Source organism: Collinsella sp. An268 (genome assembly GCF_002159765.1).
GTDB lineage: Bacteria > Actinomycetota > Coriobacteriia > Coriobacteriales > Coriobacteriaceae > Coprousia.
On the sequence record NZ_NFJH01000016.1, the window covers coordinates 1 to 11,331 of the forward strand.

Below are 11,331 nucleotides of genomic sequence, written 5' to 3' on the forward strand. Positions count from 1 at the left end.
GGTGAACCCGGCGCCGACGGCCTCGACGGCCAGCGCCCTCGTATCGTCGTCGTACATGCGGACCTCCGATCCGGACACCCGCGGGTGTCCAACCTTTTGTCCGCATCCCTGAGGGGCTCTAAAAGTGGCGAATCCGCACACGGGAACATACCCGGCGATACCGACTGCAGCATACCCGGCAACGCGCATAGCGCTGTGCCTTTTATGCAAAAAGGACCAGATCCGCCCACACGGCAGATCCGGTCCTGGGGTGTATCGCACACAGGGCGCCTGAACTGAGGCACCACCTTAAAAACCGTGCGGCCCGCGCCTACATCAGGCGAAGACCGACCTCCTTGAGCTGCGCCATCGAGACCTCGCTCGGAGCCGCGCTCATCAGATCGGAGCCGGAGCTCGTCTTGGGGAACGCCATGACGTCGCGAATGGAGTCCACGCCGGCGAGCAGCATGCACACGCGGTCGAGACCGAGCGCGAAGCCGCCCATCGGGGGCGCGCCGAACTCGAGGGCGTCCATGAGGAAGCCGAACTGCGCGCGAGCGCGCTCCTCGGTAAAGCCCATGAACTCGAGCATCTTGAGCTGGAGGGCGGAATCATGGATGCGCATGCCGCCGCCGCCCGCCTCGAAGCCGTCCATCACGAAGTCGTACGTGCAGCTGCCCATGGCGAGCGGGTTCGTCTCGAGCAGGTCGAGCTCGTCCACATGCGGCTGGGTAAAGGGCTGGTGCTCGGCCTCGTAGCGCTTCGTGTCGTCGTCCCAATGGAAGAGCGGGAAGTTGACGACCCAGAGGAAGTCGTGGCCCTCGCGCGGGACGTCCAGGGCGTCGGCCATATGGCTGCGCATGCCGCCCAGGATCTCGTCGGAAAGGAGGCGCGGGCCGGCGGCGAACATCACGAGGTCCCCGGGCTCGACGTCGCAGCGGCGACGCAGCTCGGCCATCTCCTCGTCAGAGAAGAACTTGACGATGGGGCTGTTCATGGACCCGTCCTCGCGGAACGCGATCCACGCGAGGCCCTTCGCGCCAAAGGTCTCGGCTACCTTGGCGAGCTTGTCGATCTTCGCCCGCGCCCAGGTGCCGGCGCCCTTGGCGTTGAGCGCCTTGACGACATGGCCCTCGGTGTTGGCCGCGCCGGAGAACACCTTGAACGCGGAGTTCTCGAAGACATCGGTCAGGTCGACGAGGTGCATGCCGTAGCGCGTATCGGGCTTATCGGAGCCGTAGGTATCCATCGCGTCCCAGTAGCTGATGCGGCGCAGCGGGGTCGGCATCTCGACGCCCACGTGCGCGAACGCGTCGGCGAGCACGTCCTCGAGCGCACTCATGACGTCGTCTTGGTCGACAAAGGACATCTCGATGTCCACCTGCGTGAACTCGGGCTGGCGATCGGCGCGCAGGTCCTCGTCACGGAAGCACTTGGCAACCTGGTAGTAGCGCTCCACGCCGCCCACCATGAGGAGCTGCTTGAGCAGCTGCGGCGACTGCGGCAGCGCATAGAAGTTGCCCGGCTGGATGCGGCTGGGCACGATGAAGTCGCGCGCGCCCTCGGGCGTGGACTTGAAGAGGGCCGGCGTCTCGACCTCCATGAAGGCGCGGTTGTGCAGCGCGCTGCGGATGGCAAACGTGAAGTCGGAACGGAGCTGCATGCGCGCCATCATCTCAGGGCGGCGCAGGTCGAGGTACCGGTAGCGCAGGCGCGTGTCCTCGGCGGTCTCGATGCCGTCCTCGATCTGGAAGGGCGGGGTCTTGCTGCGGTTGAGCACCTCGACGCGGTCGACGAGCACCTCGATCTCACCGGTGGGGAGCTTGGGGTTCACGGTCTCGGCATCGCGGGCAATGACGGTGCCGTGCACGAGGATGGGCCACTCGGGGCGCATGGTCTCAGCGGTGTGGAAAGCCTCGCCCGCGGCATGCTCGGGGTCGAAGGTGCACTGCGTCATACCCGTGCGATCGCGCAGGTCGCAGAAGATGAGGCCGCCGTGGTCGCGGCGACGCCACACCCAGCCGGTAAGCGTGACCTCCTCGCCGATGTTCTCGGCGCGGAGCTCGCCCGCCGTGCGGGTGTGAAGCGAATGGATGTCTGCGGGATTGGTAGCGGCTTGGCAGCCGGCAACGTGGTTATCTGCCACGGTTCCTCCTTACGATCTGTGCCGCCCCGTGCCGGAACGGGCGGCTGCGTACAGATGTGCCGGACCGCGTAGACAGCGCGTCCCGGCACGCGAAGCAGAATACTACCATCTGCCGCTGCAACGGGACCGCTCGGGCAGCAATCTAACCGCTTTGGTAACAAAAAAGGACGGCACCTGGTGAGGTGCCGTCCTTGGTGGAGCCAGCCGCAGCACACGTTACCGCACAAACGGCCACTCCCCTGCCGCGACCTGTTCGATTATCTGCGCCACGGCGTCGTCGGCACAGGCGCCGATATGCCACCGTGCCGCCGCTGCTGCCTCAGGCGTTGCATTGGCGACGGCAACCGCGTTCTCCACCGCGTCAAACATGGTGAGGTCGTTGCCTGCGTCGCCAAAGACCACCACCTCATTAAGGCCGATACCCAGGCGGTCACAGAGGTACGTCACGGCGGAGCCCTTGTTCCAGCCCGCGGGCATGATGTTGAGGTAGCCGGGCAGCGGAATATCGAAGTCGAGCGCGGACACCGCGTTGTTCAGTCGCGAGCAGAATTCCTCGGTCGTAAGGGCGTCTCCTGCCATAAAGGCGTTCGCCTTGATGATGGGCCAATCGGGCAGGGCACCCACCACATCGCAGGCCTCCGCGTAGCCGGGCATGCGCTCGGCGAGGTCTACGCGCTCACCCGCCACGAGCAAGGGGCGCGCCCCGTCGAAACAGATCAAACCCGCGCGAGGAATATCGTTCAGGACGTCGAGCGTCTGCTCGAGTGCCTCGCGCGGGAGATACTGGGCGGCAATACGCGCACCGCCGTGATAGACCTCGAGCCCGTTGGTGGCGATGCATGTCGAAAAGCACGCCGTGTCGCCCGAAAAAAACGGGGATATCTGGGCAAAGCCGCGGCCACTCGCAGGACCAACGACTATTCCCGCTTCGCGGGCAGTGTGGAACGCAGCGCGGGTGCGGTCGGACACGCGCGCAGCACCGCACGGCATGATAGTGTCGTCGATATCGGAAAGGATAAGCTTAATGCGCGGCATGACGTCCTCCTTGACTGGCGTAGGCTGAGCCCAGTATAGCCGGTCGTCTCTGCCTTAACGCACCGATCAACCCAAGAGCATCTCGGCGAGTGAGGCGCCCCAATAGCCCACAAAGGCACCGATTGCAGCCGCGATCAACGCCATGCCGATCGTGCGGATGACTCTCATCCAGCGCGGGATGAGCCGCTCGCGGCGACCGCGCTCGGTGTCACGGTCCACCGGCTCCCCATGCCAGAAGGAAAGGATCTCCTGATAGGTAATGAGGTCGTGGTCGCGCTTGATACGGTCCGCCCATACCTCCGCGAACATGGCGACGCCCCAGAGCACGAGGGCGAGCACCGCCGTGGGCACGGTCTGCTCAAGCGACCAGTCCCAAACGCCGAGCTGCACGGAAAGCCAAATGAGCGCCGCTACCATAAGCAATATGAAGACAGTCATCACGTAGCTCAGGCGCTTCATGGTTTGAACGTCACGGTCGATGGTCTCGGTCATGGTGTCCACATCTCCTTTGATGAGGGAGTCCACGGTCACGTCGAAGATATCGGAGAGCAGAAGCAGGCTCTGGACGTCGGGGTAGGTTTTGCCGTTCTCCCACGAGCTGATCGTCTGGCGGCTCACGTACACGCGCGCCGCGAGGTCGTCCTGCGACATAGCCTGCGCCGCGCGGAGCTCGCGTATGCGCTGCCCGATTTCCATCGTCCGCCTCCCTTCGATTCCGTCGATGCGACCCTTACGGCCACGACCATGCCACGTCGCATCGCATCGTACCATCAAAGGTTCTCGACAAGTGCCTGCATGCCGCCCAAATCGACCGTCAAGAGTTCTTTACACGGCATCTACCTGCGCTCTTTTCCAATTCCCACCATCGGCGTAGTCAGTCATCCAACTGCAAGGTATCGCGACAAAAGCGAATCTCTATGCAACCGCCGCCCGAGAACCGACGTTTTCTCAATCGCGCACCAAGCAGGCCATGCCTATGGTGGTCAGCTCGCACAAATCTCCATCCGGAAATGTGGTTGTCAACCCCAAATCTCCATCCTAAAATGTGGGAGACTCACACTTTTTAGGATGGAGTTCCCATGGTATGAGAGGAGCGCCGCATGGAGCGACTGCTCATGAACGAACTGATCGCTTGGAAAAACCGCACGGGAAGAAAACCGCTCCTGCTGCGCGGTGCGAGACAAACGGGAAAAACCTGGCTTCTTGAAGAATTCGGGCGCCGGGAGTTCACCGATATGGTCAAGGTCGACTTCATGCTGGATGCCCAGGCGCGCAGCATCTTCGAGCGAGACCTCGACCCCCATCGCATCATTTCTCAAATCGAGCTTCGCTACGGCAAGCGCGTTGTTCCCGGAGAAACCCTCTTGTTTTTCGACGAAATCCAGGAAGCGCCTCGGGGAATCACCGCCCTCAAGTACTTCTGCGAGCAGGCGCCGGAGTATTTCGTCGCAACGGGCGGCTCGTATATGGGCGTCGCCTTAAGAAGGGAGGAGGAGTCGTATCCCGTCGGCAAAGTCGATTTGCTCACCTTGCGCCCCCTGTGCTTCGAAGAGTTTCTTCGGGCCGTTGCCGGCGCTCCCCTTGCCGACGCCGTCGCATCCGCAGACCTCGACTCCCTGACGCAAGTACAAGATGTGATCACCGAACACCTTAAGGACTACCTCGTAGTAGGTGGCATGCCCGAGGTTGTCGCCGCATTTGCTAAGTCACGCGACTACTTCGAGGCACGGCGTCTACAATCTCTCATAGTCTCCGACTACGACGCCGATTTCAGCAAACACGCTCCTGCACGACTGCTCGAGCGCATGCGTCTGGTATGGAAGTCGCTTCCCACGCATCTTTCACGGGAAAATAAAAAGTTTATCTATGGAGCCGTGAGACCAGGGGCTCGAGCGCGCGATTTTGAGGAGAGCATACAATGGCTTTCCGACTACGGTGCGGTTCATAAGGTCTGCCGAGCGTCGGCGCTGCGTCTTCCTCTAAGTTCGTACCAAGATGAAAGCATCTTCAAGCTGTTCTGCCTTGACGTAGGCTTACTTTGCGCGCTCTCGGGTCTTGAGCCCTCGGTGGTACTCGATGGATCTCTGCTCTTCACGGAGTTCAAAGGCGCGCTGACCGAGCAATATGTTGCGCAGGAGCTCCTAGCCCAAGGGCACGATCCTGCCTACTGGTCGTCTGACACGGGCAGGGCCGAGGTCGATTTTGCAGTTCAATCGAAATCGAGTGTGTTGCCTATCGAGGTCAAGGCAGGAGAGAATCTGCAGTCGAAAAGTCTCCGCGTCGCCTGTGAGAAATTCGCACTTGATAGAGCCGTACGAACATCGCTGAGCAAGTACCGCGACGAGGGATGGCTGATCAATATCCCCTTGTGGGCAATCGGCTGCCTAGACAACCTTGCCGCAAAGCGACAGTGAAACCTTGCTGAGCAACCTCGAGCGATCCTTCATTGATTTTGCACGCACAGCTGTAAACGCAGGGCGGGCGGCGTCCCAAAACCTTGTCGAGCGAATTCGCGAAGCGCTGAGTGAGACAAGGTATTGGGATACCGCCCGCCCGGTGGGGACTGCGGATGCAGGCGTGCCTTACCCCGTGTTCTGAAGACCTGCCGACACGCCGGTCACGGTCGAGAGGATGAGCGACAGGTACTTCGCCTTGGCCTCGGCCGCAAGTTCGTCTTGGTTCTCACGCACCTGGCGGAGCGCGCGCACCTGCGCGAGCGACAACGCGTCCACATAGGGATTGCGTACGCGGACGGCGCGGCCGAGCACGCGACGGTGCTCGAGCGGCCACTCGTCACCCACGATCTTGAGCACCCACGAGCGCGTGAGCTGCATCTCGTTGTAGACCGTCTCGGCAAGGTCGCGGCGGTCTCCGAGCGCTAGGTACATCTTGGCGATACGGCCGTCGGTCTTGGCGATCGACATCTCGATGTTGTCAATGAACGTCGCAAAGAGAGGCCACTCCTTATAGGCGCGGCGCAAAAGCTCGAGGTCGCCGAGCGCCTCGCACGCGGACCCGAGGCCGTACCAGGCGGCGAGGTTGATGCGCGCCTGGCTCCACGAGAACACCCACGGGATAGTGCGCAGGTCGTCGAGTGACTGCGCGCCGAGACCGCGCTTGGCGGGGCGGCTGCCGATGGGCAGGAGGCCCACCTCGGTGAGCGGTGTCACGCACGAGAACCACGGCGCGAAGTCCGGCGTGTGCAGCAGGCTGAGGAACGCCTCGTGCGAGACGCTCGAAAGCTTACCCGCCATCTCGGCGTAGCGCTCCGTCGCCTCGGTATTGGTGCGCTCGACCGAGGGCGCGGAGTTAAGCAGCGTCGCCGCCGCCACGCTCTCGATATGGCGCATGGCGAGCGCCTGGTTGCCGTAGCGCGCAAAGATGACCTCGCCCTGCTCCGTCACCTTGAAGAAGCAGTTGACCGAGCCCGCCGGCTGGGCCAGCATCGCCTTGTTGGCCGGGCCGCCGCCGCGTCCCACGGCGCCGCCGCGGCCGTGCATGAGCACGAGGTCGATGTCGTTGCGCTTCGCCCATGCGGCGAGGCGCTCCTGGGCGCGGTGCAGCGCGAGGGTCGCCGTGGTGGGGCCGGCATCCTTTGAGGAGTCCGAGTACCCGAGCATGACCTCAAGCTTGCGGCCGGTCTCGGCAAGGCGCTTCTGCACGGGCGGCAGCGCGATCATCTCGTCCAGCACGTCGATGCAGCCCTCGAGGTCCTCCAGCTGCTCGAACAGCGGGATGACGTCGAGGGTCGGCACGTCCTCGACATGCGCGAAGGCGAGGTTCGCGAGCTCGTACACGTCGGCCACATGCTGCGCGCACTTGGTGAAGGAGATGATGTAGCGCCGCGCCATCTTCTGCCCGTAACGACGCTGGATGGAACCGATCGCGCGGAACGTGTCGAGCACCTCGCGCGTCATGGGGTCGAGCGGGCCGCGTTCGCCGTGCAGGCCGTGCTCGCGGATGTCCTCAAGGGCGCGCGTGTGCACGACGGAGTGCTGACGGAACTCCATCTCCACCATGTGGAAACCAAAGCTCTCCACCTGCCAGATGAGCGTCTGCACAGGTCCAAAGGCGGCGCGGGTGGCGCCGGCGGCCACAAGCGAGCGCTGCACGACGCGCAGGTCGGCGAGGAAGTCCTCGGCCGTGCGGTACATCGTGTCGGCGTTGCGGCGCACGGTGGCGTCGAGGCGCGACGCCATGACAAGCATCACGGCGCGATGGGGCTCCGAACCGGAGATCTCGCGGGCGCGGCTCGTCAGCACCTCGCTCATCTCCACCTGATGGTTCCAGAGGTTGAGCAGCTCCTCGGACGGCTTGGTGTACGCGGCCTCCAGCGTGAGGTTGCGCCCCACGCGGCGGCACTTGTCGGCGAGCTTCTTCACCATGTGCGTCGAGAACTTGGCAGCCACCTCGCGCGACACCTTGGCGGTGACGTTGGGGTTGCCGTCGCGGTCGGACCCGATCCAGCTACCGGGGTGGAAGAATGCCGGGCACACGGGCTCGACGCTGCCGGCGAGGTCGCCCATCACCCAGTCGTCGAAGCGACGGTACACCAGCGGCACGATATCGAACAGCGTGTGATCGAAGATGTCGATGATGGTATCGGCTTCCTCCACCGGCGTCGGCTTCTTGACCGCCGTCGGGCTCGTGCGCACCAGGGCGTCGATCTCCTGCAGCATATGGCGCTCGTTCTCCACGAGCGCCGAGCCGCCGAGCCGGGGGTGCTCGTCGAGGAGCTCGGCGATGCGGCGGATCTTGCCCTCGACGGCCTTGCGGCGCGCCTCGGTGGGATGCGCGGTGAAGACCGGGTGGAACTCGAGCTTGCGCAGCAGGGCGTTGGCCTGCTCGGGACCGACCTCGTCCAGCAGCTGGTGATAGGCAACGGTGAGCTCGTTCGACGGGTCGACGGTGGAGTCGATGTCGACGGCGCGCTCGCGCTCGCGCAGCTTCTCGACGCGGTAGTTCTCCTCGGTCAGGTTGGCGAGGTGGAAAAACGACGTAAAGGCACGAACGACGACCTGCGCCTGGTCGAAGGGCAGCGCATCGATGAGCTCGACGGCATGGCGGAACGCCCGGGCGCCGGGAGTGTCCGCCGTGGGCACGCCCTCGTCATCCACCGGCTCGGCCACCGCCTCGGTGCCGGGGTTGCCCTCGTTGGCACGGATAACGCTGTTGAGCAGCTTGTCGAAGGTCTCGCAGATGACCGGGTCGTACTCCTTGAGCACACGGCGCTCCAGACGCAGGAAAAGCGCCAGGTTGTCGCGCAAGGACTGCGGGATGTCGATCTCGGTGTAGGCCTCGATGGCAGAATCGGTATCCACTGCGCCCAGCTGATGGGCCGTCGCCCACACGTGTTTGGCGTCACTCGCCAACGCTGATGATGCGGTCACGTTGCCTCCCTCTGTGTGCGTACAACGGCTCCCATTATAGGCACGCAGGAGAAGCGGAAACGCAGGCGTTACCAAAGAACGACGTTCTCCGCAAGAAAAACTGTGCAGACGGCGGCAGGCCTTCGGCAGACGGCGGTGCAGACGCCTAGAGTCTTGGCAGTCCCGGGCGCCTACAGGCGCGCGGCGACCGCGTCGCGCACGGCATCGCGAGCCACGAGCTCCTCGTCGTGCGTGCGCATATCGCGGACGCGGACCTTGCCCTCGGCGAGCTCGTCACCGCCCACGACGACGATGATGCGCGCACCGAGCTTGTCGGCCTGCTTGAACTGGCTCTTGAGCGAACGGCCCTGGTAGTTCGCCTCCGTGCGCACACCTGCCGCACGCAGCTCGCGGCAGAGCGCAAACACCTCGCCGCGCAGCTCGTCGCCCGCATTGGCAACGTACACGCACGGCTCCTCATCCGCCCCGAGCTCGACGCCTTGCGCCTCGAGGGCCAACGCGACGCGCTCGAACCCGACGGCGAAGCCCACACCGGGCGTCGGCTTGCCGCCCTCGAGCTCTACCAGGCCGTCATATCGACCGCCGCCGCCGATGGAGCCCACGCCGGCACCCGGCGCCTCCACCTCAAACACCGTGCGCGTGTAGTAGTCGAGGCCGCGCACGAGCGTCGGGTCCTCAACGTAGGCGATGCCCGCCTCGTCGAGGTAGCGCTTGACCTGCGCGTAGTGGTCGCGGCACTCGTCGCAGAGATGGTCGCGCATAAGCGGTGCCGCGGCCATGACCTCGCGACAGTGGTCGTTCTTGCAGTCGAACGCGCGCAGCGGGTTCACCTCGGCGCGCTCGCGGCACTCGTCGCACATCTCGTCCGCATGGTCGAGAATGAAGGCGCGCACCTCGTCGCGGTACGCCGGACGGCACGCGGGGTCGCCCATCGAGTTGATAAGCAGGCGGAGACGACCCAGGTCGAAGCCCAAACGACGGTAGAACTCCATCAGCATGATGATGCACTCAGCATCGGCCGCCGGATCGGCTGCGCCCAGCCACTCGATACCCACCTGGTGGAACTGGCGCAGGCGCCCCTTCTGCGGGCGCTCGCCGCGAAACATCGCCTCGGCATACCACGCCTTGAAGGGCGTTCCTCCCTGCGGCACCAGGTTGTTCTCCACCACGGAGCGCACCACGCCGGCCGTGCCCTCGGGGCGGAGGGCCAGACGCTGCTTGGGCTTGAGGCGGGCGTCGGTACCCTCGTCGAGCACGCGTGCGAAGTTGGCGCCCGAGAACACACGGAACATCTCCTTGCGCACGACGTCGGTCGACTGCCCGATGCCGTGCACGAACACATCGAGCTGCTCGATCGCGGGGGTCTCCATGGGGGCGAATCCGTACGGGCCGAACACCTCGGCCGCCACCTGCTGCATCCGCTGCCATGCGCGCATATCGCGCCCGATGAGGTCCTTGGTGCCCTCGGCCTTCTGTGCCTGCATGGTTATACCCTCCGTTATCGTCGCCGCGCCCCAAGCGCCGCCTGCATTCGTTGTCGACGCTCCATTATACGAGAAGCCGCCATGCGCGGCAGAAGTGCGACAATAGGTTCGCAATCAGACATCACGGAGGTACCCCATGCATCAGTTCCGGAACGACTACTCCGAGGGCGCTGCACCGGCGATTCTCGACGCACTCGTCCGCACCAACGCCGAGCAGTGCCCCGGCTACGGCGCCGATGCGCACTGCGCCCGCGCCGCCGACCTCATCCGCGCCGAGATCGGCCAACCGGACGCCCATGTCACCTTTGTGCCCGGCGGCACGCCCGCCAACATCCTCGCGATCACCGCGCTCACCGAGGAGTTCGAGGGCCCCCTCTGCGCCGCCGACGCCCATCCCACCATCCACGAGACCGGCGCGATCGAGGCTCACGGCAGGCGCCTGCTCGCCACCCGGGACCCCTGGGGCCGTCTGACGCCCGCGGGCATGGAGCCGCTCTGGGATGCCGCCGTCGCCAACGGCCCCGCAACCACGCGCCCCGGTATGCTCTACTTCTCGCACACCAGCGAGCTCGGGTATGTCTACACCCGTACCGAATTCGACGCCCTCTGCGACTGGGCCGAGGCGCGCGGCCTCGCCGTCTACGTTGACGGGGCGCGCATGGCGAGCGGCATCATGGCCGCCGGCTCCGACCTCACTATCCGGCATATCGCGGCTCGCGCCGACGTCTTCACCCTCGGCGGCACCAAAAACGGCATGCTCTTTGGCGAGGCGCTCGTGGTGAGTCCGCGCACCGCCCGCGGCCGCCGGGCCATCGCGCGCCTCCCCTATCTCACCAAGCGCGCGGGGCAGCTTTCTGCCAAGGGCCGCGTCATGGGCGTCATGTACGAGGCCGCTTTCGACCCCGCCGGTGCCGACGAGCAGGGGCGTGCACTGTATTGGCAGCTCGCCGCACATGCCAACGACCTCGCGTGCCGGCTGGCGGACGGCCTTGTTGCCGCGGGGTTCGAGCCGTACCTCACCACCACCGGTAACCAGCAGTTTTTCTGGGTAACGCCCGATGAGGGCGCACGGCTCTCCGAGGCGCTCGGCGCCGAGCTGCAGGTGCAACCCGACCCTCTCAGTGCCGGACGCATCGTCGCCCGCTTCGTGACGAGCTGGGCCACCGAAACCGCAGATGTGGACGAGGCCGTTTCGTTTGCGCGCGCACTTCGCGCCTCGTAACCGTCGCTGCCGGGTCTTTCCATAGCCCCGCACAGGACCGCAGCCAACGCTCGGCATCCTGTCAGCGCGTCTTTC

General features: G+C 64.8%; 7 protein-coding genes. 2 read left to right on the forward strand and 5 right to left on the reverse strand.

The features are described from left to right. Positions 1 to 310: 310 nt before the first annotated feature. From aspS to B5F70_RS09930, 3 genes are all read right to left on the reverse strand, one after another. On the reverse strand, positions 311 to 2,125 hold the full coding sequence (gene aspS, locus B5F70_RS09920) for an aspartate--tRNA ligase (RefSeq protein ID WP_087205410.1): 1,815 nt from the start codon (positions 2,123 to 2,125) through the stop codon (positions 311 to 313). Between the two features lie 216 nt (positions 2,126 to 2,341). After that, positions 2,342 to 3,160: an HAD family hydrolase gene (locus B5F70_RS09925; RefSeq protein ID WP_087205411.1), complete on the reverse strand. Its 819-nt coding sequence runs from the start codon at positions 3,158 to 3,160 to the stop codon at positions 2,342 to 2,344. 66 nt (positions 3,161 to 3,226) lie between these two features. Further along, positions 3,227 to 3,856 (reverse strand): helix-turn-helix transcriptional regulator, encoded by a 630-nt coding sequence (locus B5F70_RS09930; protein ID WP_087205412.1) that lies wholly within the window; start codon positions 3,854 to 3,856, stop codon positions 3,227 to 3,229. 404 nt (positions 3,857 to 4,260) lie between these two features. Between B5F70_RS09930 and B5F70_RS09935 the strand changes: the two genes are divergently transcribed. Then, a complete protein-coding gene (locus B5F70_RS09935; RefSeq protein WP_087205413.1) occupies positions 4,261 to 5,574 on the forward strand; it encodes a DUF4143 domain-containing protein in 1,314 nt (437 codons plus the stop codon). 168 nt (positions 5,575 to 5,742) lie between these two features. On the opposite strand, the gene B5F70_RS09940 is transcribed toward B5F70_RS09935, so the two are convergent. Both B5F70_RS09940 and hisS read right to left on the reverse strand, forming a co-directional pair. After that, positions 5,743 to 8,481, reverse strand: a complete 2,739-nt coding sequence (locus B5F70_RS09940) for a phosphoenolpyruvate carboxylase (protein ID WP_241145974.1) — start codon at positions 8,479 to 8,481, stop codon at positions 5,743 to 5,745. Positions 8,482 to 8,720: 239 nt separating this feature from the next. Continuing rightward, positions 8,721 to 10,034, reverse strand: coding sequence for a histidine--tRNA ligase (hisS, locus tag B5F70_RS09945; protein ID WP_087205414.1), 1,314 nt, complete (start codon positions 10,032 to 10,034; stop codon positions 8,721 to 8,723). Between the two features lie 136 nt (positions 10,035 to 10,170). Here hisS and B5F70_RS09950 point away from each other — a divergent pair, with 136 nt between their 5' ends. After that, positions 10,171 to 11,256, forward strand: a complete 1,086-nt coding sequence (locus B5F70_RS09950) for a beta-eliminating lyase-related protein (RefSeq protein ID WP_087205415.1) — start codon at positions 10,171 to 10,173, stop codon at positions 11,254 to 11,256. Positions 11,257 to 11,331: the final 75 nt, after the last annotated feature.

Excerpts from the sequence above, each read along its gene's own strand:
- B5F70_RS09935 (WP_087205413.1), top strand. The coding sequence starts at position 4,261 with ATGGAGCGACTGCTCATGAACGAACTGATCGCTTGGAAAAACCGCACG.
- B5F70_RS09950 (WP_087205415.1), top strand. The coding sequence starts at position 10,171 with ATGCATCAGTTCCGGAACGACTACTCCGAGGGCGCTGCACCGGCGATT.
- hisS (WP_087205414.1), bottom strand. The coding sequence starts at position 10,034 with ATGCAGGCACAGAAGGCCGAGGGCACCAAGGACCTCATCGGGCGCGAT.
- B5F70_RS09925 (WP_087205411.1), bottom strand. The coding sequence starts at position 3,160 with ATGCCGCGCATTAAGCTTATCCTTTCCGATATCGACGACACTATCATG.
- B5F70_RS09930 (WP_087205412.1), bottom strand. The coding sequence starts at position 3,856 with ATGGAAATCGGGCAGCGCATACGCGAGCTCCGCGCGGCGCAGGCTATG.